General features: G+C 41.1%; 22 protein-coding genes and 1 pseudogene. 10 read left to right on the top strand and 13 right to left on the bottom strand.

Going from position 1 to position 25,850, the window contains the following annotated elements; all coding sequences use genetic code 11:
* Nucleotides 1-111: 111 nt before the first annotated feature.
* Both BSQ33_RS12720 and BSQ33_RS12715 read left to right on the top strand, forming a co-directional pair.
* A complete protein-coding gene (locus BSQ33_RS12720; protein WP_198298102.1) occupies nucleotides 112-831 on the top strand; it encodes an AzlC family ABC transporter permease in 720 nt (239 codons plus the stop codon).
* Complete coding sequence (locus BSQ33_RS12715) at nucleotides 831-1,136, top strand: AzlD domain-containing protein (protein WP_021020795.1); 306 nt, start codon at nucleotides 831-833, stop codon at nucleotides 1,134-1,136. Before BSQ33_RS12720 ends, BSQ33_RS12715 begins: the two co-directional genes overlap by 1 nt.
* Before the next feature lie 184 nt (nucleotides 1,137-1,320).
* Here the strand turns inward: BSQ33_RS12715 and BSQ33_RS12710 are convergent, their stop codons facing one another.
* The 3 genes from BSQ33_RS12710 to BSQ33_RS12700 all read right to left on the bottom strand — a co-directional run bounded on the left by BSQ33_RS12710 (nucleotide 1,321) and on the right by BSQ33_RS12700 (nucleotide 5,082).
* Nucleotides 1,321-1,569, bottom strand: a complete 249-nt coding sequence (locus tag BSQ33_RS12710) for a hypothetical protein (protein WP_088134223.1) — start codon at nucleotides 1,567-1,569, stop codon at nucleotides 1,321-1,323.
* Between the two features lie 757 nt (nucleotides 1,570-2,326).
* The gene (locus BSQ33_RS12705; RefSeq protein ID WP_198298101.1) at nucleotides 2,327-4,429 is read right to left on the bottom strand and encodes an acyltransferase family protein; all 2,103 of its coding nucleotides are present in this window, start codon (nucleotides 4,427-4,429) and stop codon (nucleotides 2,327-2,329) included.
* A gap of 179 nt (nucleotides 4,430-4,608) precedes the next feature.
* The gene (locus tag BSQ33_RS12700) at nucleotides 4,609-5,082 is read right to left on the bottom strand and encodes a DUF1203 domain-containing protein (protein ID WP_088134221.1); all 474 of its coding nucleotides are present in this window, start codon (nucleotides 5,080-5,082) and stop codon (nucleotides 4,609-4,611) included.
* Between the two features lie 202 nt (nucleotides 5,083-5,284).
* On the opposite strand from BSQ33_RS12700, the gene BSQ33_RS12695 reads away from it, so the two are divergent.
* From BSQ33_RS12695 to BSQ33_RS12680, 4 genes are all read left to right on the top strand, one after another.
* Complete coding sequence (locus BSQ33_RS12695) at nucleotides 5,285-6,343, top strand: bifunctional transcriptional activator/DNA repair enzyme AdaA (RefSeq protein WP_088134220.1); 1,059 nt, start codon at nucleotides 5,285-5,287, stop codon at nucleotides 6,341-6,343.
* Between the two features lie 568 nt (nucleotides 6,344-6,911).
* Nucleotides 6,912-7,109, top strand: coding sequence for a hypothetical protein (locus BSQ33_RS12690; protein WP_021020789.1), 198 nt, complete (start codon nucleotides 6,912-6,914; stop codon nucleotides 7,107-7,109).
* 423 nt (nucleotides 7,110-7,532) lie between these two features.
* Nucleotides 7,533-8,276: a hypothetical protein gene (locus BSQ33_RS12685; protein ID WP_088134219.1), complete on the top strand. Its 744-nt coding sequence runs from the start codon at nucleotides 7,533-7,535 to the stop codon at nucleotides 8,274-8,276.
* 131 nt (nucleotides 8,277-8,407) lie between these two features.
* Nucleotides 8,408-8,959, top strand: coding sequence for a hypothetical protein (locus tag BSQ33_RS12680; protein WP_088134218.1), 552 nt, complete (start codon nucleotides 8,408-8,410; stop codon nucleotides 8,957-8,959).
* Between the two features lie 435 nt (nucleotides 8,960-9,394).
* On the opposite strand, the gene BSQ33_RS12675 is transcribed toward BSQ33_RS12680, so the two are convergent.
* On the bottom strand, nucleotides 9,395-10,327 hold the full coding sequence (locus BSQ33_RS12675; RefSeq protein ID WP_088134217.1) for an aromatic alcohol reductase: 933 nt from the start codon (nucleotides 10,325-10,327) through the stop codon (nucleotides 9,395-9,397).
* 115 nt (nucleotides 10,328-10,442) lie between these two features.
* Between BSQ33_RS12675 and BSQ33_RS12670 the strand changes: the two genes are divergently transcribed.
* The 3 genes from BSQ33_RS12670 to BSQ33_RS12660 all read left to right on the top strand — a co-directional run bounded on the left by BSQ33_RS12670 (nucleotide 10,443) and on the right by BSQ33_RS12660 (nucleotide 12,966).
* Nucleotides 10,443-11,339, top strand: a complete 897-nt coding sequence (locus BSQ33_RS12670; protein ID WP_021020786.1) for a LysR family transcriptional regulator — start codon at nucleotides 10,443-10,445, stop codon at nucleotides 11,337-11,339.
* 188 nt (nucleotides 11,340-11,527) lie between these two features.
* Entirely contained in the window at nucleotides 11,528-11,749 is a 222-nt protein-coding gene (locus tag BSQ33_RS22225; RefSeq protein ID WP_021020785.1) for a LysR substrate-binding domain-containing protein, read from the top strand.
* A gap of 105 nt (nucleotides 11,750-11,854) precedes the next feature.
* Nucleotides 11,855-12,966, top strand: a protein-coding gene (locus BSQ33_RS12660; RefSeq protein WP_232471924.1) for an IS3 family transposase whose coding sequence is annotated in 2 segments (ribosomal slippage) — nucleotides 11,855-12,116 and nucleotides 12,116-12,966 — 1,113 coding nt in all. Because the reading frame shifts where the segments join, the coding sequence is not laid out codon by codon here.
* Nucleotides 12,967-13,587: 621 nt separating this feature from the next.
* Here the strand turns inward: BSQ33_RS12660 and BSQ33_RS12650 are convergent.
* From BSQ33_RS12650 to guaB, 7 genes and pseudogenes are all read right to left on the bottom strand, one after another.
* The gene (locus BSQ33_RS12650) at nucleotides 13,588-14,502 is read right to left on the bottom strand and encodes a hypothetical protein (RefSeq protein ID WP_088134214.1); all 915 of its coding nucleotides are present in this window, start codon (nucleotides 14,500-14,502) and stop codon (nucleotides 13,588-13,590) included.
* Nucleotides 14,499-16,307, bottom strand: a complete 1,809-nt coding sequence (locus BSQ33_RS12645) for a hypothetical protein (protein WP_088134213.1) — start codon at nucleotides 16,305-16,307, stop codon at nucleotides 14,499-14,501. Before BSQ33_RS12645 ends, BSQ33_RS12650 begins: the two co-directional genes overlap by 4 nt.
* Nucleotides 16,297-17,481, bottom strand: coding sequence for a metallophosphoesterase family protein (locus BSQ33_RS12640; RefSeq protein ID WP_088134212.1), 1,185 nt, complete (start codon nucleotides 17,479-17,481; stop codon nucleotides 16,297-16,299). The genes BSQ33_RS12645 and BSQ33_RS12640 overlap by 11 nt, the downstream gene beginning before the upstream one ends.
* 56 nt (nucleotides 17,482-17,537) lie before the next feature.
* Nucleotides 17,538-17,735 (bottom strand): bacteriocin, encoded by a 198-nt coding sequence (locus tag BSQ33_RS22005; RefSeq protein ID WP_232471923.1) that lies wholly within the window; start codon nucleotides 17,733-17,735, stop codon nucleotides 17,538-17,540.
* An 828-nt stretch (nucleotides 17,736-18,563) separates the two neighbouring features.
* A pseudogene (locus tag BSQ33_RS22000) lies at nucleotides 18,564-18,829 on the bottom strand (hypothetical protein).
* A gap of 79 nt (nucleotides 18,830-18,908) precedes the next feature.
* Entirely contained in the window at nucleotides 18,909-20,486 is a 1,578-nt protein-coding gene (guaA, locus tag BSQ33_RS12625; RefSeq protein ID WP_088134211.1) for a glutamine-hydrolyzing GMP synthase, read from the bottom strand.
* Between the two features lie 97 nt (nucleotides 20,487-20,583).
* Complete coding sequence (guaB, locus tag BSQ33_RS12620) at nucleotides 20,584-22,050, bottom strand: IMP dehydrogenase (protein ID WP_021020782.1); 1,467 nt, start codon at nucleotides 22,048-22,050, stop codon at nucleotides 20,584-20,586.
* Nucleotides 22,051-22,259: 209 nt separating this feature from the next.
* Between guaB and xseA the strand changes: the two genes are divergently transcribed.
* Nucleotides 22,260-23,600 carry an exodeoxyribonuclease VII large subunit gene (gene xseA / locus BSQ33_RS12615; RefSeq protein ID WP_088134210.1) on the top strand — a complete coding sequence of 447 codons (1,341 nt, stop codon included), beginning with the start codon at nucleotides 22,260-22,262 and terminating at the stop codon, nucleotides 23,598-23,600.
* A 3-nt stretch (nucleotides 23,601-23,603) separates the two neighbouring features.
* Here xseA and BSQ33_RS12610 read toward each other — a convergent pair whose 3' ends face one another.
* Together BSQ33_RS12610 and der are read right to left on the bottom strand one after the other, a co-directional pair.
* Nucleotides 23,604-23,849, bottom strand: a complete 246-nt coding sequence (locus BSQ33_RS12610; RefSeq protein WP_088134209.1) for a zinc ribbon domain-containing protein — start codon at nucleotides 23,847-23,849, stop codon at nucleotides 23,604-23,606.
* A 496-nt stretch (nucleotides 23,850-24,345) separates the two neighbouring features.
* Nucleotides 24,346-25,830: a ribosome biogenesis GTPase Der gene (der, locus tag BSQ33_RS12605; RefSeq protein WP_088134587.1), complete on the bottom strand. Its 1,485-nt coding sequence runs from the start codon at nucleotides 25,828-25,830 to the stop codon at nucleotides 24,346-24,348.
* Nucleotides 25,831-25,850: the final 20 nt, after the last annotated feature.

Raw genomic sequence — 25,850 nt, 5'->3', positions numbered from 1 at the left:
GACAAAACATGCTTTGATCCACTAATTTTCTCTGAATAGTATAAACAAAACGAAATTGAACTATAGCAATTCATTGAAATTGACTTGATTACCTTGAATGGAAAACGTGATATGGACAGCTCATCGACCAAAATAATAGCGACACCGGACAACCCTCGGTTCGTCATGGATGGCGTTGTGGATATATTGCCATTGGCTATTGCAACCGTTCCTTGGGGAATATTATGCGGTTCATTGTCAATTGACATCGGATTAAGCGGACTTGAAGCCCTTTTAATGTCGGCATTGGTCTTTGCTGGTGCAGCACAATTAGGAGGATTGGCACTCATGGGGCAAGGTGTACCCGGACTTTCTATTTTAGGTTCTACCTTTGTGATCAGCTCGCGTCATTTACTATATTCGGCGACCTTTCGTGATGATGTCAAAGATTTACCTTTCAATAAAAAAATCGCGCTGGCCTTTCTTCTGACTGATGAGATGTTTGCGGTGACAGAGAATTACACAAGGCGCATCGGATATTTTTGTGTGCCGTATGCGCTTGCATCGGGATTGACTTTCTACATTCTTTGGAACATTTCTACACTGACTGGCATTTTTCTCGGGCAGAAAATGCCGAACTTACAAAGCATTGGTCTTGAGTTTGCGATTGCAGCAACCTTTATCGCCATCGTTATCCCGGGTCTAAACCGTTATCCGATGGTGCTGGGGACTGTCGTGAGTTTTGCGCTGTCCGCTTACCTGAATTGGATTCAAATGCCTCACGCATTGGTGATCTCAACCTTAGTGGGAATGACAGTAGGCTTCATCATAAAAACCGGTAAGGTGAAATAATGACATTCATTACGATTCTACTAATGGCCGCAATTACTTTTAGTGTTCGCTACCTGTTTTTCATGACCACTCTTCCTTTTGAGCTTAGCGACAAAGCAAAGGAATTTCTTAAATTTACCGGCCCCTGTGTACTGTCAGCGATGGTTGCACCAATCATGTTTACTCCGGTGGACGGTTTGATGATCTATAGCCCTTATTTACTTGGCGGCATAGCAACCATTATGATCAGTCTGGTGTTACGCAACACATTCATGATCGTATTGTTAGGAATGACGATGTTCTTACTCTTGAAAAATTATATATAGGGACGTTGGCGGTATGTTATCTGTGGCTCCACCCCAGCAAAATACCACGGTCAAGCTGTGCTTGGCACTGCCAGACATGGCTAAGTGACTAAGTGACTAAGCCAAAAACAACAAAGTCCGCAGTTGCGCGGACTTCAAGTTTGATTTAGGGTCTGTTCCTGCCAGATGTTTCCGGCATACCCCGTCAATAGAGCACCCAGTTAGTCGCATAAACCACTGAAATAACTAAAATAATGAGAAAGACTGGGAAAGCGAGAACCATTGCCAACTTTTTCATGAAGCCTGGTTTATCAAATACCACACCTTCTGCTTCCCTTACCCTTTTTTCTTCATCAAAATGCCATTTAATCGCTAGATAGGCTGCAATCGCTAATACAATAATCTTTAAGGCGCCAGCAAAGTATGGAAAGAAGTTACCCAAATCGCTGTTCATTATCTGTCTCCATCAAATCAAAGTAGCATACGGTAGCATAGTCAAATGCTCATGTTTACTCTTTAATCTCTAAACATGGACATTTTATTGCTTGTGTAGACGGCCTGAAGGGCTTTCCGGATACCGGTTAATCCATCGCTGTATCGTTTTATGATTGAATTTGGAAAGTGTTCATCGGATGACATGTAACGACTGGCATTTACACAGAAGTTAGGACAGTCTCCGAACCCTTTATTCTCATCTGTGGCTGGGGCTAGCTCAGTACGATGTGGATTAACGTTGTCTAAACCTTCTTGTAGCAACTTACGCAAGTTGCTGCTTGATTAAGGGAAGCAGGTCAGTTGTAACGTGTTGCATTTTGAGTATTTACATAACGCTTCACGATGTGGTCACAGAGTCCACCATATCGCCACAAACCGTATACTTTTGACTGGTTTTCAGCATTTTTCTGCCGCATTGTTGATTTTGTAATGATGACTGAGGATGCAAAGGGGAAGTGGACATTGCCAAAAATGACTAAGCCAAAAACAAAAAAAGTCCGCAATGACGCGGACTTAAGTATGATTCTGTGCCTGTTCCTGCCAGATTTTCCGGCCTAACAATCATTTCCATTCAATAGCATTGTTAACACATTGATTTATTTAGGGTTAAAAGCAAATCTCTAACAAGTTTCTAACGATTCGATTCGTTAACAAGCACGAAGGAAATCATTTACAATGCGCTCGTAAAAAGGCGATTAGAGACCATCAAATGATATCTAAAAGGATCGTTCAACCCTAACGATAAACACTAAATCGGGTTTTTCAATTGAGTCTGATATCATTGAAGGCAAAACATCGATGTTGTGATGCCAATGCCCTAGATATTTTACATTTGAAAAACTTGCATTCAGATATGGTTTGATCGAGTTAGCAAATGAATCGCCCAACACCCAAACAACTAACTTATTTAGGCCTTGTTTGTTTTTTACAACCCCTTCCCAACCAGTTTTATACATATTTGAGGGATCGGCTTGCTCTGGGTTTGGAACAATCTCTAACCGTTCATCACTCAGAACACTTTGACTCCAGTTATCATCAGTATGAATGGGAAAATCATTTAAATTAGAAATTCCAATTAAATCACCTTTGTGATCACCTTCTAAATTAAACTGAAGTCGAGGGTAATTGAGCCCCAACTTCTCCATCATTGCAGTAAATGCAATATAAGCCCCTTTCTGATTCCAATGAGTATCAGTTCTCCAATAAACTAAACCCTCAGTTTTCTTCGTTCTAATCAACAGCTCTGTAGGATCAACTAAATATAGATTATCAATCTTACTAAACTGATTAGTAAAGTAAGAAATGTATCTCGTCTCAGATGGCTTAATTTCTTTGGGTAGATCTTCTCCGTAAACACTTGATTTATTTGGGCCAACTAAAAGAGCAACTTTTGCCCCGACTTCGCTTCCTTTTTCAGCTAAAGAATTAAAACGAGTTACTTCCTCAGATATATTGTGGTCTGAAGGCTTTATAGCCAGTTTCAGTTTAGCAACTGTATCATTGTAAGAATTACCCAAAAATAACCAGTCGTTTAATCCTTCATACCAACGAGATGTAGCTCCAATGCGATGCTCCAATCCTTCCCTGAAATAGACATCATCAACGCCATTCGTCTCCTTTAAGTCTAATTTGCTGATCGAAAATCCGACCAAACCAATTAAGACGCTTCCTACAACAAGAGCGATTGTTCGAAACGATTTAATCGAATTACCATAGCGAATAGGCTTTTCAACAAATTGAAAAGTAATCCAAGCGAGAGCAACCGACAGAGCAACTGCAAGTATCCTTTTGTTTCTGTGCGGTGTGCCATCTTCAATGATATGAAAATATGAAAGTATAGGCCAATGCCACAAATACAAAGGATAACTAATTAAGCCAAACCAAACAGCTACCCTATTACATAAGACTCGCTTTGCTACATAACTAGCACTACCACCAATAATGATTAAAACTGCACCCAATACCGGGAAAATGGCCCAGTATGAAGGGAACGGCTTCGCCCTATCGATTAACACAACGGACAGAACTAATATAAGTAGTCCGACAAGTGAAAATACCCCACGTTTATTTAAAGTCGAAAAAAATAAACCCAATTCGCCTCTGCGGCCATTCGTTTGGAAAGATAAAATCGAGTTATTAGAGGGCTTGTAAAGCATCACCCAAGCCAAAACACTACCGGTGAGCAACTCCCAAAAACGGCCAAACGGCCAAAAAAACATTTCAGTGGGAAAGCGGTCGACAAAAAATATATTTACAGAAAATGAAGCGATCAAAACCACCAAACAAACCATAAGAAGGTTTATTCTTAGCTTTGAAGCGAGCAAAAGCAACAAAGGGAAAAAGATATAGAACTGCTCTTCTACTGCCAAGCTCCACAAATGGAGCATAGGCTTTAAATCGGAGGCAGTATCAAAATAACCGACTTCACTTGCAAAGATAAAATTACTGATAAACGCTGCTCCGCTCGCTACGTGTTTGCCCAATTGGTTAAGTTCATCGGCCAATAGAACAAACCAACCAAATGCCAAAGAACACGCCATCACTAAGATTAGGGCTGGGAAAATACGTCTGATGCGACGTCCATAGAAATCTGTAAGGCTAAAACGATCACTAGCCAAATTTTCAAAGATATGGCTAGTGATTAGAAAGCCACTAATTACAAAGAAGACATCTACACCGACAAAACCACCCTTTAGCCCCGTTGGGAAAGCGTGAAAGATTACGACGGATAGAACAGCAAATGCTCTTAGCCCATCAATTTCAGTTCGGTAAGCGGAGTTGTATGGTGATGATTGGTTCACTTGATTCACTTGATTCACTTGATTCACTTGGGTTAATTAGTTCACTTGGTTCGCTAAACGAACAACCGCCTAATTTTATAGAGATTTAACTTGGAAAGACACCTTTGACTAATGACTTTTTGCATAATAATTCGCTTGGACGATTTTCCAGTCTGGGTGACGCAGACTCGTTCCCTATCACACAGGATTTGATACATCTAGGCTCTATAAACAGTACAGTTGAAACAGCCAGGATTCGCATTGTGAACCTGTAGGTATTTAACGTTGGGGTCGGTCAACTGATGGTAAATAACCTTTTCCAAACCTGAACCCGACGTAGTTTCAGCATGAATCATCATACTATCTTCACTATAAGCTCTTACAGAGAGCTGTCGTTTAGTGAGTATTTCGGGAATTTCATTGATGTTCAATTTTGCCTCGACAGCATATTCCCGAATGAAAATGGGTCCGGAAGCTTTATATGGTGAGTTTACATCATGATATTTGTGCGGGATGAGTAAAACCCTCTCGCCGATCTCAGCTTCTTTTAAAGAGACTCGACATGGGAAACCTGGCTTTGAGTCTGCAATCAACCATTTTGCGTTAAATTTTTCAAGTTGTTGATCGTTGAGGTTAAAGTATTCACTAAATATGCTTTTTTTAATTGGTTTTATAATAAAATTTGTATTCATTCGGTGATCCCTGATTAGCTATTTTGCTTTTGATGAATACTCATGTTAACGATGTGAACCGCTCTTAAACATCCGAAAATTGCGCCATATTCAAATGGAAGGGTTAATCAACATCCTCTAATTAATCAGCAAGAATCGGATGGTATCATCAAACTTGGTGTGATGAGATGCTGATGAATCACGCGACACAGTGAGCGTAGCTATGCCAAAGTTATCAGACAATGCAATGAAAAATGCGGTAGCGCAGAAAGATGGATCTTTTGACGGACATTTTTACTATGGCGTCATCACCACTGGGGTATTTTGTTCGCCTTCCTGTTCAACCAAAGCGGCAAATCCAGAAAACCTGAGATTCTTCTTAGATATCGAATCTGCAATGCAAGCAGGGTATCGTCCTTGTAAGCGTTGTAATCCAGCAGGACAGGACGAGCGGACTCAACAGCTAATCGATGTGGCTCGCTATATAGAAACCCATGCCGAAGACAAAATGACACTAACCCAGTTAGGCAATATTGCAGGGGTTTCACCTTCCCGATTACAACGCTCATTTAAAGACATGTTTGGTGTGTCTCCCAAGCATTATCAGGATGCAGTGCGAATGCGAAAATTTAAGCGCTCGTTAAAAGAGGGAGAGCGTGTGACTGATGCGATTTATTCGTCCGGTTATGGCTCAATCAGTCGGGTATATGGTGAAGCGACCAGAAATATCGGCATGACGCCAAAAGCATACAGAGCTGGCGGTAAAGGTGAAATTATCCATTATGCGTGTCGAGAGACGGCGCTTGGGTTCATGATAATGGCTGCAACAGATAAGGGGGTATGCTCGGTACAGTTTGGTGATGACAAAGATTCTTTGCTAACTCTGTTAGGTGACGAGTTTCCAGAGGCTCGGCTTGTACTTTCTGCGGCACAAGACGCACCAGAACTGGATAGCTGGATGTTGGCTTTAGATCAGCATATGAGTCAGGGCGCTCCCAGACCCGATGTTCCTCTTGATATCAGAGGAACGGCATTCCAAATTAAGGTGTGGCAGTTTTTACTAAGTATCAAAGAAGGGGACGTGATGAGCTATGGTGAGGTTGCAGCACATATTGATAATCCGAAGGCGGTTCGCGCTGTAGGAACCGCTTGTGGCAAAAATCCAGTTGGGATTCTTATCCCCTGCCACCGAGTATTGCGCAGCGACGGTTCTTTAGGAGGCTACCGCTGGGGACTAGAGCGCAAAAGAACATTGTTGGATATGGAAAGAGCAAGACGCTAATTCAACTGACCACGAGGATAAGGGATGTTTACAAAATGAATCTAATCGTGTTGGTGGCGAGTGGAAGATTTTATACAGTTCCGCGCAAATCGAGCACCGCTGACAACGGTGGTCTTTAATGTTTTAGGATACGAAAAGTTATTCAAAGATAGCTAATTTAGTGAACTCACTGGCAAACGTTTGTCCAACGCCTTTTTAAAACTGACTATCCCCAAATTCGCTGAAACGCTCATCGGCTGATTATTTTGAGAACCCACATCCAAAATCTCATACTTTTTTAATACTTTTTATTTACCACAATCAGATAACCTGACTCCTGCACTGGCAAAATCCGGTGCCGGGCGTAGGAACCCGTTATAGCTTTCCGGCATTATAGGTTGCTAACTTTACGTTGGTTTTTTACTATATACGGCCTCAGCACATCTGAATTATGGTGAGCTGGCCAAGGCAGCTTCGGCTGGCCGTGTTCCGGAGAGAACGGTATTCCTACACCTTGTTCCAGTTCACCACCCGAGCGTAGGAACTCCCGTGGTGATATGTTTTTTCACTAACTCTTCGGAAGATAACTATGTACGAAACCATCCCTTACGATCATCAATTCGCCCAAAAAGCCCGCGAATACTTGCGTCAGTTAGAAGAAATGTTTGAAGCCGAACAGCGGCACAACAGTCAAGAACTGCGCAACGTGCTGCTGTATCTGAATAACCTGATTACCACCCATTATGTGCACTATCATGAAGAGCCAGATGAATCAGATTTGGTGTGATGATTGATTGGTTTATTTAGTTTTCGAGCCGCAGTTGCGGCTCGTTTTGATCAAGTTCTAAGAGCCTGCCCTGCTCGCGAGACTGAATCACATGCTGAACATCATAGGTGTATTGCTTGCGAGAAGATTTTGATGATTAAAACGGTGGTAACTTGTTTATGCCCCAAGACGAGTTAACTCGTCGTCTGTAACACAGTTAAACGAAGACTTTCTCACCTACAAATTTTCATCCATTTCACTCAGATGTTGCCATTCTGTGCAATACTTAAAAGCTGGACGGACACACAGTCATATTCAAATCATAACGACTTTTATACCAACTCCGTGCGCGTTTTTACTGATCCAACGAGGTAATCTCGCATGAGCACTAATAAATTTTAAGTGTCCGAATGTCCGAAAGAAATTCGTAAATAAAGTGAAATTATGGAAAATAATGATCGTCAAGAAAGAATAGAAAAACTTATGAGGGAACCTAGCCCTTTAGAAGTGACTAACTACGAAGAAAAAATACGAAGGAATTTATTAATAGTATCGATAATCGTTTTTGCTTTAACATATCTACAATTAGTACCAGCATCTGATTCAAAACTTTTCGGATTATCTTTTGATAATTTAACACCTAAAAGTATCTACATAATATTACTCATAATTATCGTATATGAATTAATTCATTATGTTTGGCTAATATTAAATAAGCTTGCATATTGGCGAGTTAGGCTAACTGGAACTTATCCTGGTGTTAGTCGTGGTAATACAGGTATGCGTTTTGGAACTGAATTCGATTCTAAAGACCATTCTGGTGAACAGAAAAATTCCACATTTTATGTTTGGATGTTAGATTCAAAAAGTTCATTTAAAGAGGTATTTCAAAACTATGATAGTAAATGGAACAGCATAGAAATGGCCACTTTCGATAATCAATCTTTAGATCAAAAAACAGCAGAAGGGATACTAGAAAAATTGAATGAAATTAGTCAATTGCAAATTAGATTAGAAGGTCATGTAACGAATGTACGCATTGAAGCATCCTTTAATAGATTTGAAAAATGGTATTCCATGATGATAAGAAGCCAGTCACTTAGATGGATAATTCTCGACTTTTTACTGCCAATTTTAGGCGGATTGGGAGCATTAGTGGCATTATTATATCGTTGGTACGGTTTGTAAAAACACTTAACAAAGCAAATCAATGGACGCTTAACGCTTGGTCACTTGTTGTTTTGAGTTTTTAAAGTGTTGTAACATTGGTGAAAACGCCACTGTTTGCGACGTTATGTTCACTCTCATGAGAGGTAAATTTGGTACGAAGAACATTAATTAATAAGTTTCACCTTTTTGAAATTAACACAAAGGATACGCTTAGCTATTTGTTGCTAAAAAACACTACGATTGACCCTCGTTCAATTCAAGAAGATGTTTTTCGACAGCATTCAGAATTAACACGACAGCAAGTGGATTTATTGCTTAAATTTCATTTATCATCTCTCGGAGATGCACCTCAAAAAGTGAGCAAGATTGGAAGCATGGAAGTTTTCCCAATAGGGGAAGAGTTATATTCTGATATAGAAACGCACGAGCTTGAAATCAAACTCATACGTTACTCGAATAGCAATTTTGTGATTCTAGGTACAGCTGAAAGTGACGAAGTGTTTTTAGATGCTTACTTTGATGAACTTGACGATTATGGTGAGGGTTATAGCTCTATAGTCGAATCATACATTGTTCATTTTATGCCAAGCGTAAACTATAAGCATATTAGTGATATCGACGAAATTTTCTCTAATTGTACGGTATATGACTATGAAACAATGGATTGGGTTACATCAAAGGCCCCAACATACTTTTCCTAATCTGACAGAAACACTATAGAGAGTCGGTTCTAAAACGTTTCTGTCCAGAAACAAGTTACAGCTTCACCATAATCGGTTTGATATATGTAAAAATGTAAAAATCCATAAAAAATGCCAGTCAGTAACACTGACTGGCATTGCATTTATTGGCTTAAGGCTTTAATCGCTATTGATAATCAGCCCTACTCCCACTCGAATATCAATAAGAAGAAAATACATCGCCATAACAGCTAGTTAGAAGAGTGGTCATTATCAATACCATCATCTGTACCATGCGCAGAGTTTTTTTAATTTTTTGCAGCTCGTCGAGGTTATGGGTGTCTTATTTATTTGGAATCCAAAGTCTATATAACTAGGGCCAATATAATTGGCCCTAGTTATTCAGGTGACTGAATTACGTAGATGAAAAAGGAGTTATTCAACAGTAATAGATAATTACCCTATATGCGTATTTAACCACTGCTCAGTATCTTGAGTTTCAATTCCTTTTTTAAAATTGTACGTTTTCTCGATATTCCACCACATGCCATCACCAAGAGCAAAGGCTGCCCGGTACCTTAGCATTTGGTCGTCAGGGTTTTTAGTTAGCTCAGTTTGCAGGTTATCCAAACTGAGAACATTACGTGTGAAAGGCTTATTACTGAAGCTATCAACTACATCAGCTAAGTCACCGTAACTAATAGTATCACCAGCAACAAAGACGACGTCATTGATGATTCGGGGGGATTCTAATAAGATTTCAGTGGTTAATTTACCAATATCTTCAGGGGCGGTTACCGTGACTTTATTATCCCAACTGCCAAGTGCGTTGATATAGCCTTCTTCTAAGTTAACCACATCAAAGGCTGGTTCAAACAGAAAACTAGTAAACATACCGGTAGAAACAATGACCCACTCAGTACTTTGCTGCTGGCGTAAAATAGATCTAACCTCATACTGTTCATCGAATACTGGTTGACCACTTCCTTTACCTACTACATCGTAATCTACACCAAATTGCCACGGGAAGTACCGCGCAACACCCGCCTCTAGAGCAGCTTGTGTGATTCTTGTTTGAGTACCTAAACCCGCAACAAAGCCTGTACAATTTATAATTGTATTAAACTCAGAAAAAAAGACAACTAAGGCTTCTTGACTAATGTTACTTAAATCTAATGCCTTAAATTTCACCCCTTTTGCTGTAAACGTCCTTAATGACTCGTCAATAGGTGTTGCACCATTCTCAAGTGAACTAGGCGAGACTAAAACAGTTATATCCCCACCCAATGCAAATACTCTAGGTTGTAATGCATTAAGAACCGCTAGACCAAGCTGGCCAGCCCCCATGACAAGTATTTTTGATACATCTACGTTTAAATTGTGATTCATAAATTGATTACTCTCTATTGATTGTTTCGAAATAAAGTGTAATTTAGATTATTCAAAGTGATAATAGCTAGTTATAGGCTAAACTGTTCTTAATTTTGGGATAATGGTGGACATAATGGATCGCTTCGAAGGTATGAGAGTATTTGTTCAAGTTGTAGATGCGAAGCATTTCGGTAAGGCGGCTGAGGCTCTTAATATACCTAAATCCACGGTATCCAGAATTATAAAAGAGATGGAAGATTATTTAGGGGTCAAGTTGTTACAGCGAACCACACGCAAGTTAAGTGTAACGCCCGATGGTGAGAGTTATGCAACACAATGTCGACACATACTCGCAGAAATATCAGCAATAGAGTCCAACTTCCCAAACAAAGCTAGAAATCCAAGTGGCAGGCTAAAAGTGAGTATGCCAACATCCTTAGCGCATCATTCTATTTTACCAAAAATTAGCGAGTTTATTGATAAATATCCAGATATTGAGCTCTTACTTTGTACCAGCGATAAGAATGTTGACTTATTTCATGACGGCTATGATTGTGTCATTCGTGCTGGAGAAATTGAAGACTCAACATCATTAGTTGCACGCCCACTCATTACTTCATCTTGGGTTGTGGTCGCATCGCCAACCTATATAAAGCGCTTTGGAAAACCAGAGAACTTAGATGAATTAACTAAGCACCATTCTATCGGCTATCTTAGTCAAAGTTCTGGGCGTGTAATTAACTGGCAGTTTATTGATAACGAAGAAAACGTTAAGGTTCAAATGAACGAAACACTAAAAGTGAATGATACTGATACGTTCATAAACTGTGGGTTGCAGGGCTTAGGTTTAATACGCATCGCTAGCTATTTAGCACAACCCTATATAGACAATGGTAAATTTATACCAGTTCTTGAACAATACCAGACGCCGATGATACCACTATCCCTCGTTTACCCTCAGAGTAAACATTTAAACCTGTCATTTCGAGTTTTCGCTGATTGGATTCAATCCGTTTTGACTACGGCTTAACAATTTAATAGATACATTCCATGCTCAGCGCTTTGTTTGGCCTTTTCTTATGTAGATGGGGTAACGAGTAAGAACGCTGAATCACTAATTGAATAGGATCGAGAAACGGGTTTGATTCTGGTCACGACAAAGAGCACTTATTCGGAGAAGTTAGAATTAATGGTAATGAGTCGGCGATAGCTTATTTATTGGAACAAATTGTCCCTATATTTCGAGAACGTTACCCTAGCATTAAATTGGATCTTGTTAGTGATGGCAAGTTAAGTGATATTACTCAAGACGGATTTGATGCAGGAATCCGACTTGGAGAGTCTCTTCTTAAGGATATGATTGCTATTCCTCTTGGCCCTGAAGTTCGGTTTATTGTCGTCGCATCGCCTCAATATTTAAATCAATATACTGCGCAATAACACCTATTGAGCTTAATCAGCACCATTTGTAATCACCCCCTAAAATAGTGGCATACCATTTTGGAGTTCTTCAGCATAAACTGAGCTAATCAGGGAGAACTCGCTATGAAAAAATCACGCTATACCGAAACACAGATCGTGAAGATTTTGAAAGAAGTAGAAGGTGGCCGCCTTATCAAGGAAGTCTGCCGAGAATACGGCATATCTGACGCAACTTATTACAACTGGAAATCTAAATATGGTGGTATGGAAGCATCGGACGTTAAACGTTTAAAAGAGCTGGAAGACGAAAATCGTCGTCTTAAATCGATGTTTGCAGAATTGAGCTTAGAGCACCGAATTCTCAAAGATATCGTGGAAAAAAAGCTGTAAAGCCAGCGACTAAACGTGAACTCGTTGATTATGCTCGACAGGTGCATAACGTCAGTTTACGTCTTGCTTGTCGCGCAGTTGGCATTAGCGACTCTGTTTATCGATATCAGCCTAAAGCGAACGATGACCAAGAGGTGATCTGTGAATTGCAGAAGGCCGTTGAGCGCTATCCGGCATACGGCTTTGGTATGTTACTCAAGATCCTTCGTCGCTGGGGTAAGACGTGGAATCATAAGCGGATATATCGGATTTACTGCGAGCTAAAACTCAATAAACGTCGTAAAGGGAAAAAGCGTCTGCCAAATCGTAACCCAGAGCCGCTGAGTGTACCGTTGTCAGAGAATCAGTGTTGGTCTATTGATTTTATGAGCGATAGCCTGCAATGCGAACGTCGGTTCCGAACCTTCAATATTGTGGATGATTTTAACCGAGAAGCATTAACTATCGAAGTCGATCTCAGCCTACCCGCTCAGCGAGTGGTTCGAGTACTTGAACGAGTCATTGCATGGCGAGGCTACCCTGAGAAACTTCGAATGGATAATGGCCCTGAGTTTATCTCCACAACATTAGCAACATGGGCAGAAGAACACGATGTTCAGTTGGAATTTATCCAACCAGGAAAACCCACTCAGAACTCGTACATTGAACGATTTAATCGCACATACCGCACTGAAATCTTGGATATGTACGTCTTCAAAACACTGACGGAAGTTCGAGAATTAACGGAAGACTGGCTCAGGGAATACAACGAAGAACGTCCTCATGGAGCACTGAACGATCTGACACCATGGGAATATTTAATGAAGCATGAACAGACTGAAAGCTCTATTTTTGGGTGTAACTAATTAGGGGAGGTTTACAGTCGGCGTTTTAGTTCGGCTTTGGCCCAGACTGAGGATTCTTGCATATCACGACGAAGCTCTTGTATCTCTTCAACACTAAGCCGTCGCGGACTCGAGGTAATTCTATCCATCTTGTCCCTCCAACTTGTCACTGTATATTTTAGATAGCGCATCAGAACATGAGTTACCAACAAGGCACCTCAAGGATATTTTTTAAACTATTTTTCATACACATCTTGAAAGCCATCAGCATTGACCAAAGATTGTACATTGGGGGAATGTCCCCCATTAAAGACAAGGACAAAATTATGGGTTTGAAACCAGGACCAAAACCAATCGCCGATTCAACCGGCAAGCCAGATCAACGTCGACGTGACAACAAGAAAACGCCAGGCAACACTCCAAGCCTAAAGCCGAGTAAATCCTCAACTAAGTAACGCTACCTCAATATCGAGTCAGAGTATGTTGTACTGACTCTTGTAGCTAAAACCCAAAACACACTTTTGCCCCATAGTTTGCTAGCGATTATTGCTTAGGTGGCGGTCCTAGGCTAGTGAAGAAGGCATAGAGTCAGAGTTGCTGTGTAAGTAAATAAGATGCCCACAAAAATATGGGCGTCTATATTTAAATCATAACTGAAAGTTTAACACTGGTTCCACTAGGTTTTCTGTTTACTGGTTTTTCTTCATAGTCGGAAGATACTCGCCAAACAGGCAATTTTTCATAAAATTCAATAGCAATAAGAACGCTAATAGCTGTTAGAATTTTAGGTCCTAACGGGGCTATAAGAGGTGTCGCAAACGAAGAAGTCGCACTTACTAGGTCTCTCATATCAATGTATGTGTTATAAGGTTGATCTAATCTGTAATGGACAATTCTCGAGCTAGGGATCTCATTTAAGAATGCCTGATTATTTTTAACAACTAAATCGTCAAATTTTTTGTCAACACCAATTGGGACTAAAGCAAAATTGAACTCTGGCTCAAGATAAGTTGCTAATCCAAGAGCTTTGCCGTCTTCATAACCTAAACCTAAGATTAACGCCGTCGGTTTATTTAGATCCCCTATAGCGCCAGATAGTTCAGGTATAATATCCCCCACTTTTTTTATTGGAGATAGTCCATCAGGTGCAGAAACGAACTTCGATATTTCATAAGATATAGTTAAGATAGAGTTTTTAGGCATGCTTTTCACCAAAATATATAATAGTGCCGCAAGTCTTGGTCTGGAAAAAACTGTGATATCTATTAATACATTGATAGGTTTATTTTTTTCACCAATCTTTTCTTTAAGCCATTCATTTAAATATGATTTAACATCGTTATCATTTCCTTCAAAGACATTGCTATGCCCTGAAACATACTTATCTTTATTAGCTTTATAATGAAGAATCTCAGTATGTGTCAGGTAACCCAAAGCTAAGACTTCACCAAGTAAGTCTTTTTCTTGGTTATACTTACTTGAAGCTCGTTCTTCGTAACCTAATCCTAATATTGATAAGTCATACGGTCCATTAAAGCTATCACTTAGTATTTTCATTCAAGCTCCAAAGAGTATTGTTGATAGTTAGTAAAACCTAGTAAGTCAACGATTTTCAATCTAGTCGATTTAAGCTTAGTTTGATTTATTAGATCTATGATATCTATCTCACTTTGCTTAGTCATTAACAAGTCATAATGATGTGAGAAGATATAAGATAATCTGCAGCGTTTACTAGAGTTTAAATCATTTAACGAACCTATCTCAGTATCGATTGGTATAAGTGCGCCAGCATTAAGTGCATATCCTATTATTTCATTGAGTTCATCACTTATTTTGTTTTTGATTGCTATTGAACCTTTAGGTTGAGTTTTAAACTGTGGCCCATGAATTTCGTCTTTAAAAAATTGTGCAATCTCTGATATTAAATCATATATATTGTTAAATTTATTGTCTCCGGAATCTACTGCAATTGTGCCTAGTAACGAACGGTAGTCATGAAAGTATTCTTGTAAGCTTATTAATTGCTGATTTAAACTTATTTTCCCTTCTTTAGCATGCGAAATAAATTTATTCATTAAACCGATAAGCATTCTAGGATTATACTCGACCGCTTTGCATATGTTTTCAAACCCACCATAGTAGTCGGCAGGTCTTCTTCGTGCATGTTTTTTACCATCTTTACTACGTTTAAAGTTCCGTAGATGCACTATAAATTTTATTTTTCTAAGTTGGCTGTCCTGATTAGTATAGATATCAGACTTGAAACCTCTTTCAATAAGATAGTTATTGAAGGAAGGGTCCTTCGCTGACAAATCGTTAAAATCTTTGTCGATATTTATCTCTTTAGGTTCTTCAAAGTAATGCTCAATATTGTTAAATAGTCCTTTTCTTTGAAATAGAGCGGTACATAGTGTATTAGCGAAGGTATTACCATCATTGTCACTTAGACCTGTTAGATCAATCAATTCTATATCTTGAGCTTTCATGGCACTATCAGTGTCATCAGTTATAGAGACACCTTTGTGGTAAGGTGATAGTGCAAGTTTGAATATAATATCCTTATGCCCACCACGCATTTCGTTTACCAGTGGTTTTATTATCTGGTTTGGTGCAAGTTCCAACTCGTCAAATAAAAATGCCCATTTTCCACTTTTTTCTTCAAAGTATGTGTTAACGATAGTAACAACACTTTCTAGATTACTTATTAAATCAAAGTTACCTACTTTTGGGACATCAACATTATCGTTAGATATAAGGTTGTTTACGGTATTTGATATAAGTTGTTTTTTTAAGATTACTTCTGTTAAAAGACTTTTTAAAGAATTTATTCTTGGTTCAACCTCTAGGATAATTTTTAGGCTATAAACTAGCTCTACTTCAGATTCTTTGGTAAATTCCACGCTCTTAAAATTGTTCTCTTTCTTTGTTGTTCTGCTGCATCTGTAATTAACTACAGAGAGGAGATTTTCAAAAACGTGATAAGAAAATAATTGTTCTAAAAGAATAATTGCGGTGTCATATCGTAATTTTTCTTTCTTTGATATTTCATTATCTTTTAATTTATTTTCAATTTTTTGATATTGCGTTTTCCAATAACGGTCTGTGGGTATAAATACACCTGAATAATTGATAGTTTTTCTATATTCACTTGCTTTTTCTGATTTCCACAGCTCGAGAGATTCAATATCCAACATTCTCATAAGCGTTGTTTTACCACTACCTCTAGGCCCGATCATAATACAGTGGTTTGGACAAGCTAATTTGTCATAAAATTCATTTGTGATAAAAGTCTCGCAGAGATCCTCGGTAGTTGATGTCTTTGCGTTGAAAGAGTCGCTGACACTCGGGATTCTATTTAGCATTGGCTGGCCCTACCTGTAAAATGAATTGATTTGCTTCATCAATGTCAGAAACTAGTGCATTTTTTTCTAACCTGTTCTTAAATTTTTTGAACTCTACAGGCAAAAAATATCGGAGTTCGTCGTTTATATCTTTTATGTCAGTTTCTTCTAGAAATGCTTCATTTTTTAAAAGTTCTTTTATTCTATTAATCAATGTTCGTGAATTGATATTTGAACCAAGTCCACTTTTAGCTGGCATATTGGTGGAAGTTGAAGGCTTCCATCCGCTGCCAACAGAGAACTGATGCGTTTCAAATGTACCAATAATCCGTTCGTTTTCAGAAGTTTTTGTTATGTCAATATCGATTGAATAAAATTGATTATCTATGAGGTCTGCGTATTTTGCAGATGTACTGCCTGCCGAAAAGACTATTGGTGGATCTTCGCCTTCACTTGAAGCTTTTGAAATACAGGAATAATGCTTGTGACCATGTAAAATTAGCCATGGACCTTGATCTACTTTCTGCAATGAGTTAAGTAACTTTTGTCCGCCGCTCATTTGTTGACCGTCATAATCATCATGTGCATGTTCCATTCTTTGTGGATGATGGTGGCAGATAAGAATGTTTATTGCTTTGGGACTTGATTGGTTGGCAAGTCTTTTCTCTATTTGGTCGACTGTTTCGAGAGCCACTCTGCCATGATGTGATTCATTACTAAAGCCATGATAAGCGCTTGTATTTAGTAAAACTAAGTTTGACTGGGGGTCACTATCGTCTAAAACCCAGTTCCATGCCCAAAAATGTGTATTCTTTTCATGACAATCAAACGGGAAAGGTGGTTCACAAAACTGCAATTGATGTTTTGGAGAAAAACCATCTGGGTCATTAAGGTCTGGTCTTGACTGATGGTCATGATTACCTGGTACACATACTAATTTTGCGTTGGGTAACGCTTTACTCAAATTGTTAAGAAACGTCCACCCAGCCATGAAAGATGCTTTAGATCCTTTGTTAGCAATATCCCCGCAGCAGACTATTAAGTCATATTCGATGTTAAGTGTGCTGATGTAATCTATAAGTGCGTTACCCCATTCACCATCTCCATTCTGATCAAGGTGAAGCCTTGAGTTGCTTAGATTTTGGCTGTCATTTTCTAAAACGGCATGTAAATCTGATAGAAGTAAAATTTTCATATAATCTGTCAAATAATAAATTTTTAATAGTTCGCTACATTATTGGTGTCTACAGCCTACAAATTTGATTTTGATATTACTAAAGCAACCCGACTCACAACCTTCACATCACCCTCATCAACAGTAATCGCCATTCCATTAAAACTGATAGATAGTTTTTTACCCAGAATGCGTTGGATTTCGTTTAGGGAGAGCCGGTCGTCCATGTCTACTAGGTAGGTTCCGGCTACGGCTTGCTGTGAACTCTTATCCATGATAAAGGTAGAGTCACCGTCATAGATTGCTATAGCACTCTCAATAGCTGTTTCTTATAAAAGTGCTTTATCGAATGTGAGAGAGTTCGTAATTTCGTTAGTTCGCCATTGAGAATTTTAAATGATTCAATATCGATAAGATATTTCTCTTCTGGACTTTCGAACTACTCTTCAGTCATTTGCCTATTCGGAAATGGCTCACCTTCTACAAGCGTTTCACATAGTCTTTCGGTCACATTTTTACCACCTTCATAATCAAAAGGCAGTAATTGGTACTGTTTTCTTGCATATACGATCAGTAATTCTCGCATTCAGACGTTTAAAGCGGCAGCTCTATGATCCTATATTAAAAATTAAATGACTTACGAGAATAGCACCATGCTTTCATATCAAATAGTAATAAATATGCCTTTTATGACCTATGAACGGTATTTGCAGCTTTTGGGCATGCCGAAATGCACCATCATAGATGGGTGGCAGAAGGCAAACTTCCTCTTAAAATCAAAGATAGAGCAAAAGAAACACCCATGATCAATATGTGATAAAGCCTGATACTCATAGCCAAGCCAAAAATGACTGGTCGTTGATGATTAAGTCGTAAGTAGTCGAATGAGAATTCGAAGGTATAGTCTTATCTGCTTTTGAAAACTGTTCTACTGAATTATGGTGGGTGACTGGTTTCGGCCTACCGATTAGAGGTTTTGCTATATCTCTGGTAATCCGTCAAATGACAGTTTAGTTAAACCCGTAAAACAGTTTTGTCCAGAAACAAGTTACAGCTTCACACTAATCAGCCATATGTATATGGAAATGCGGGCCGGTGCACCATCACCGGCCCGTGTGCTTTCTAACTACTTGCGGCGGCCAGCGTCTCATTTTGTCGATTTGAGCGACCGATCTCGTCATGACCTTGTAAGCACGCCCGGCCAACCTGTTTTGGAATACCTCCATTTTGTCGGCAATGGCTTTCATCTTCGGGCCGTGTCCGGTGTTGTGCAGCCACTGATCCAAAAATAGAAGACCAGCATCACAATGAACATCACTGCGAAGAAACCAATTACCTCCGCAAGGTTTTTAGGAAAGTAAAAAACCATAAAAAATGCCAGTCAGTATTATTCCTGACTGGCATTACATTTATTGGCTTAAGGCTTTAATCGCTATTGATAATCAGCCCTACTCCCACTCAATTGTTGCCGGTGGCTTACCTGAAATATCGTAAACCACGCGCGAGATACCATCGATCTCATTGATAATGCGGTTTGAGACTCGGCCTAAGAATTCGTAAGGCAGATGCGCCCAATGTGCCGTCATAAAGTCGATCGTTTCCACGGCACGTAGCGATACGACCCAGTCGTACTTACGGCCATCGCCCATCACACCGACTGAACGAACAGGAAGGAACACGGTGAATGCTTGTGATACTTGGTTATACAAGTCCGCTGCACGGAGCTCTTCAATAAAGATGGCATCTGCACGGCGCAGTAAATCACAATATTCTTTCTTGATTTCACCTAAAACTCGGACACCCAGACCCGGCCCCGGGAATGGATGACGATATAGCATGTCATATGGCAGACCGAGTTCTAAACCAATTTTACGCACTTCATCTTTAAAGAGCTCACGTAATGGTTCAACCAAGCCCATTTCCATATCTTCGGGTAATCCACCCACATTGTGGTGTGATTTAATCACATGTGCTTTACCGGTCTTGGAGGCAGCTGATTCGATGACATCCGGATAAATGGTGCCCTGTGCAAGCCATTTGGCATTTTGCAGCTTGCTGGCTTCTTCATCAAAGACTTCAATGAACTCGTGCCCGATAACTTTTCGTTTCTCTTCCGGATCAGACTTGCCAACCAGTGCATTGAGAAAACGTTCTTCAGCATCAACTTTGATAATATTCAGCCCGAAATGGTCACCGAACATTTCCATCACCTGCTGGCCTTCGTTGAGGCGTAATAAGCCGTTATCAACGAAAACACAGGTCAGTTTGTCACCGATAGCACGTTGAACCAGCATCGCAACAACCGATGAATCGACACCACCGGAAAGCGCCAAAAGGACTTCATCGTCACCGACAGTCTCTTTAATTCGGGCAACCGCATCTTCAATAATTGAGCTAGGCGTCCACAAGCGTTCACAACCACATGCACCAAAAACGAAGTTTTCCAGCATTTGCAGGCCTTGCTTGGTGTGAGTCACTTCAGGATGGAACTGCACGCCGTAGTATTTTTTCTCTTCATTTGCCATTGCTGCATACGGACAGGTATCCGTTTGCGCAACTTGGGTGAATCCCATTGGAATCTCTACGACTTTATCACCGTGGCTCATCCAAACATCTAACAGCGCGCTGTTATCGTCAGTGACGCTATCACGTAGGCCTTCAAACAGCTTCGATTCCTGAACAACCTTCACCTGAGCATAGCCAAATTCACGCTCAGTCGAACCGGAGACTTTCCCGCCCAATTGTTCTGCCATGGTCTGCATCCCATAGCAAACGCCCAAAACAGGCGCACCACAATCAAAGACATATTGTGGTGCGCGAGGCGAGTTTTCCTCGGCTACACTTTCAGGGCCACCTGATAATATGATGCCGTTCGGATTAAATTCTCGAATGTCGGCTTCATCGACATCCCAGCTCCATAATTCGCAATATACGCCAATTTCACGGACACGACGTGCGACAAGCTGCGTGTATTGTGAACCAAAATCGAGGATAAGGATCCGTTGGTCATGAATGTTTTTGGTCATGTTGAGTCGTCTTCAAAGAAAAGTTTATAGAACGGAGGCGAGTTTACTCGCCTCTCATGTCATCATCAAGCAAAAAGCAAACGTTTTCGTTGCGGGATTATGACCCTAAACGATAGTTTGGTGCTTCTTTCGTAATTTGAACATCGTGGACATGGGATTCTTGAATGCCAGCACCAGAAATTCGTACGAATTGAGCCTTGGTACGCAGATCTTCAATCGTTGCAGAACCGGTCAATCCCATACAAGAGCGCAGACCACCCATTTGTTGGTGAACGATTTCTTTCAGCAGACCTTTGTATGCAATACGTCCTTCAATCCCTTCAGGAACTAGTTTATCGGCCGCATTATCTGACTGGAAGTAACGATCTGAAGAGCCTTTTGACATCGCGCCCAGTGAACCCATACCACGATAGGCTTTATAAGAACGACCTTGATAAAGAACCACTTCTCCCGGAGATTCTTCTGTACCGGCAAGCATCGAACCAACCATCACGCAAGATGCGCCAGCAGCGATTGCTTTACAGATATCACCGGAGAAACGGATACCGCCATCCCCAATCACTGGAATGTCATATTCGTTGGCAACAGATGCGGCATCACCGATGGCTGAAATCTGTGGTACCCCGACCCCCGTGACAATACGCGTGGTACAAATCGAGCCAGGGCCGATGCCCACTTTGACTGCACTGACACCCGCTTCAATCAGCGCACGCGCACCTTCAGCCGTTGCAACGTTGCCACCGATAATATCTAAATTAGGGAAGGTTGCGCGTGTTTCACGAATCCGTTGCAAGACCCCTTCAGAATGACCATGAGAAGAATCAATCAACAACACATCAACACCAGCTTCAACCAATGCTTTGACTCGTTCTTCATTGCCTGCGCCGGCACCGATAGCAGCCCCCACACGCAAACGACCCAACTCATCTTTACACGCATTGGGTGCAATTTCTGCTTTATGGAAATCTTTTGCAGTGATCATGCCTGTCAGTTGGAATTCATCATTCACAACCAGAACTTTTTCAACACGGGCCTGGTGCATTTTTTCCTGAACGTCCGCACGCGATGCGCCTTCTTTTACCGCAGCTAAACGTTCTTTGGGTGTCATGACTACAGAGACTTTTTTGGTCAAGTCCGTCACGAAACGAACATCACGGCCAGTGATAATACCAACCAGCTCATTATTCTCTGTCACGACAGGGAATCCGGCAAAGCCATGTTTTTCAGTCAGAGCCATAACATCAGCGATGGTTTGGTCTGGTTGAACCGTCACAGGAGAAGTAACAACTCCGGCTTCATAGATTTTCACCTGACGAACCTGAGCAGCTTGTTGTTCGATTGACATATTCTTATGAATAAAGCCAATGCCACCTTCCTGAGCCAAAGCAATCGCAAGACGCGCCTCTGTGACTGTATCCATGGACGCAGAAATCATTGGAATGTTCAGCGTGATATTTTTGGTCAGCCGAGTTTTCAGGTCAGCAGTATTTGGGAGAACAGTTGAATGGGCGGGGACGAGCAATACGTCATCAAAAGTCAGGGCTTCTTTGGCGATTCGTAGCATTTGCAATATCTCACAGCTAGGGTGTTAAAAGAAATAACCCAATCCCTCAAATGTTTTTATCAAAGTGAATTGGATTTGATATTGCGGAGGGATTATACCGAGCGATTAATCGTTTTACTACACATTTATTCAATTTTTATTTGCAATTGCCCCCTTGATATGTATTATATTGCGGCTAATTTCCATTCCTACGGCCACGACATTCTCCTGTGCTATCTGCAAACAACCAAAACATTTATACGGTATCCCGCCTTAATGCAGAAGTTCGTCTGCTCCTCGAAAATGAGATGGGCATCATCTGGCTGCTCGGTGAAGTCTCCAATTTTTCCGCACCGGTTTCAGGGCATTGGTACTTATCGCTGAAAGACGCCCGGGCACAGGTCAAGTGTGCCATGTTTAAAGGCAATAATCGTTTTGTCTCTTTCAGGCCCCAAAACGGACAGCAGGTTTTAGTCAGAGCACGTCTGTCGTTATACGAACCACGGGGTGACTATCAGTTAATCATCGAAAGTATGCAAGCCGAAGGTGATGGACGGCTTCAACAAGAATTCGAGCAATTGAAGCAAAAGCTCACTGCGGAAGGGTTATTTGCTCCCGGTAATAAGAAACCTTTGCCTGAGCACCCGCAATGTATTGGTATTATTACCTCCAAAACCGGTGCTGCCCTGTTTGATATTCTCGATGTGTTGAAACGCCGAGATCCGACACTGCCTGTGATTATTTATCCGACGATGGTACAGGGAGAAGATGCTGCAATTCGAATTGCCCAAGCGATTGGCCGGGCTAACGCCCGTCAAGAGTGTGATGTGTTAATCGTTGGACGCGGAGGTGGCTCTCTGGAAGACTTATGGTGTTTTAACCATGAAATTGTCGCCCGAACAATCGCTGCCAGCCAAATCCCGATTGTCAGTGCAGTTGGTCATGAAATTGATATCACGATTGCTGATTTTGTTGCCGACGTGCGAGCTCCGACACCTTCAGCCGCAGCCGAGCTAGTGAGCCGTGACAGTAGTTATAAACGAACCGGCCTGCTCAATTATCGCCACCGTCTGAGCCAAGCGATGCGCTATTATCTGGCAGAACAACGTCAGAAGAGTCAGACACATCAATATGCCTTGGAAAAACAACACCCAAGTTATCGTCTGGAACGACAAATTCAGCAGATGGATGAGTTAAGTATTCGCCTGCAACAAGCTATGCAGCATTATTTAGCCAGACATTCGCAAATGATCGAGCGAACGACCAACCAACTCAGATACAACTCGCCACAACAACAGATTCAGCAACAGCATTATCTGCTGAAAAAATATGAACAGCGTTATATTGATGCGATAGAAAGAAGATTGCTCAGTTCACGTCATCAATTGGCACTCGCAGCCGAGACATTAGATGCTGTCAGCCCGCTTTCGACGTTGAGACGAGGTTACTCCGTCACTCAAAACCAGTCCGGTCAGATCATCCGGAGTCTGAACGATGTCAAACCCGGTGAATGCATCACCACTCGCCTTGCCGATGGCACGATTCGCTCAACCGTCATTCAGTCTGAGTAAACACTATCCTTCAGAGTCTTGGCCTATCGGTTGAAATATCAAGCGTAGTTTAGGATTTCGTTTTGACTTCTGTTCGTTACACTGTGGACAAAAGTAGCTGACCGCACCACAGGCTTGTAATCGCTCCAATTCAGTTCGGCAATCAGGACAGTACGCGACTTTGCGGTAATGTATCGCACATACCGGGCAATAATACTGTCCATCCCATTCAAGAGTTTCATCACACGTTGGACATTGATTCAGGCTCATCTCTTCTCCTCTTTTTTGGAATAGCACGATTTCACTCGCTGTCGATCTGATCCACATCTCAGATCTGTATAGCTGATCGTATATGGAAAAAGATCAGATCTGAAATCACTCGATTGATTGTATACTCAGTGAAGCAGACATGTATAAGTATTTGCTTGCACTGGTAAAACGGAGGATAACGTGGATCCTGACAGCAAAGAGCAAGATCTTTGCTTGATCTCATGCTTTATTCACACTGATCAGCGATCAATACCAAAAAGAACATTTATATAACCACACACCGAAAGCATAAGTTACATGTTCTGTTTTTGAATTTTAAACGATATATTATAAATAAAAATACCTATCAAAACACCGTATAAAGCATTTCATAAAAAGATCATATACCTTACATTGTCTGTTGTTTGTAAAGATTGTCGGTGACAGAGACCAAATGCCAGACATGAAAAAGCCCGGCTTGTTTGCCGGGCTCTTGATACATCTACATAACGAAAAACTATTTTTTGCGATGCTTCATCATCGACATCAAGCGTTTTTTCTGTCTCTCTTGAGACAAGGTTAACTTAGAGGACTTATTCTCATACGGGTTTTCACTGCTCTGGAACTGGATCCGGATCGGTGTCCCCATAATCTCTAAAGACTTACGATAGTAATTCATTAAATAACGTTTGTAAGAGTCTGGCAGCTCATTGACCAAGTTGCCGTGAATGACAATGAGCGGTGGATTATAACCACCAGCATGCGCATACTTTAACTTGACGCGTCGACCACGAACCATCGGTGCCTGATGATCTTCCGTTGCCATTTTCATAATACGTGTCAACACTGATGTGCTCACTCGTGTTGTCGCTGATTTGTAGGCCTCTTCGACAGACTCAAACAAATGACCGACACCTGTACCATGCAATGCTGAAATAAAGTGGATACGGGCAAAATCGACAAATCCCAACCGACGGTCGAGTTCTTTTTTCACACGATCTTTAACATCAATGTCCAATCCATCCCACTTGTTTACAGCGAGAACAATCGAACGTCCGGCATTCAGGGCAAAACCAAGCAAGCTTAAATCCTGATCAGAGATATTTTCCCGGGCATCAATCAACAGCAATACAACGTTCGCATCTTCAATCGCTTTGAGTGTCTTCACAACCGAGAATTTTTCGACAGTCTCATGAATGCGCTTACGACGCCGTACGCCTGCTGTATCGATCAAGACATATTCACGTTCGTGACGTTGCATCGGAATGTAGATCGAATCGCGGGTAGTTCCGGGCATGTCATAAACAACGACGCGTTCTTCACCCAGAATACGGTTGGTGAGCGTTGACTTACCGACATTGGGACGTCCGATAATTGCCAGCTTGATCGGTTGCTCTTGCAAGCGCTGATATTCAGCTTCCGCATCTTCTTCGGTGTAATTCTGTATGGCAGGTTGTTCAACTGTTTCGATGTCAGTCAGGTCTTCGATTTCAGCCTGTGCTTTTAACGATTCAATCGTTGGCGTTAAAACCCGTTCAATCAGTGCACTGATACCTCGTCCGTGGGCTGCCGCAATTTGGAACATTTGCGCCATCCCCAACTGCCAGAATTCAGCACTGGCAGCATCGGCATCAATGCCATCGACTTTATTTACAACCAGAAATGAAGTCTTTTCAATTTTACGTAAATGCGATGCAATCCCTTCATCTGCTGGCGTTAATCCGGCACGGCCATCGACCATAAATAGCACAACATCGGCTTCTTCAATTGCAGCCAGAGATTGTTGTGCCATTTTGCTTTCGACACCTTCTTCACCACCATCAATACCACCAGTATCAATCACGATGAACTCTTGCTCGCCTACTTTGGCATGACCATACTTACGGTCTCGGGTCAGACCGGGAAAGTCTGCAACCAATGCATCGCGAGTACGGGTTAATCGGTTGAATAATGTAGATTTACCGACATTCGGACGCCCAACCAGCGCAACAACAGGAACCATAACAACCTCTAAATCGTTCA

It is taken from the genome of Vibrio gazogenes, assembly GCF_002196515.1.
Taxonomy (GTDB): Bacteria; Pseudomonadota; Gammaproteobacteria; order Enterobacterales; family Vibrionaceae; genus Vibrio; species Vibrio gazogenes_A.
This window is presented reverse-complemented; position numbering and strand designations above follow the sequence as displayed.

Coding starts and splice junctions, on each gene's coding strand:
- BSQ33_RS12720 (WP_198298102.1), top strand. CDS start 112: ATGGACAGCTCATCGACCAAAATAATAGCGACACCGGACAACCCTCGG.
- BSQ33_RS12715 (WP_021020795.1), top strand. CDS start 831: ATGACATTCATTACGATTCTACTAATGGCCGCAATTACTTTTAGTGTT.
- BSQ33_RS12710 (WP_088134223.1), bottom strand. CDS start 1,569: ATGAACAGCGATTTGGGTAACTTCTTTCCATACTTTGCTGGCGCCTTA.
- BSQ33_RS12700 (WP_088134221.1), bottom strand. CDS start 5,082: ATGAATACAAATTTTATTATAAAACCAATTAAAAAAAGCATATTTAGT.
- BSQ33_RS12695 (WP_088134220.1), top strand. CDS start 5,285: ATGCCAAAGTTATCAGACAATGCAATGAAAAATGCGGTAGCGCAGAAA.
- BSQ33_RS12690 (WP_021020789.1), top strand. CDS start 6,912: ATGTACGAAACCATCCCTTACGATCATCAATTCGCCCAAAAAGCCCGC.
- BSQ33_RS12685 (WP_088134219.1), top strand. CDS start 7,533: ATGGAAAATAATGATCGTCAAGAAAGAATAGAAAAACTTATGAGGGAA.
- BSQ33_RS12675 (WP_088134217.1), bottom strand. CDS start 10,327: ATGAATCACAATTTAAACGTAGATGTATCAAAAATACTTGTCATGGGG.
- BSQ33_RS12670 (WP_021020786.1), top strand. CDS start 10,443: ATGGATCGCTTCGAAGGTATGAGAGTATTTGTTCAAGTTGTAGATGCG.
- BSQ33_RS12650 (WP_088134214.1), bottom strand. CDS start 14,502: ATGAAAATACTAAGTGATAGCTTTAATGGACCGTATGACTTATCAATA.
- BSQ33_RS12645 (WP_088134213.1), bottom strand. CDS start 16,307: ATGCTAAATAGAATCCCGAGTGTCAGCGACTCTTTCAACGCAAAGACA.
- BSQ33_RS12640 (WP_088134212.1), bottom strand. CDS start 17,481: ATGAAAATTTTACTTCTATCAGATTTACATGCCGTTTTAGAAAATGAC.
- BSQ33_RS22005 (WP_232471923.1), bottom strand. CDS start 17,735: ATGGATAAGAGTTCACAGCAAGCCGTAGCCGGAACCTACCTAGTAGAC.
- guaA (WP_088134211.1), bottom strand. CDS start 20,486: ATGACCAAAAACATTCATGACCAACGGATCCTTATCCTCGATTTTGGT.
- guaB (WP_021020782.1), bottom strand. CDS start 22,050: ATGCTACGAATCGCCAAAGAAGCCCTGACTTTTGATGACGTATTGCTC.
- BSQ33_RS12610 (WP_088134209.1), bottom strand. CDS start 23,849: ATGAGCCTGAATCAATGTCCAACGTGTGATGAAACTCTTGAATGGGAT.
- der (WP_088134587.1), bottom strand. CDS start 25,830: ATGGTTCCTGTTGTTGCGCTGGTTGGGCGTCCGAATGTCGGTAAATCT.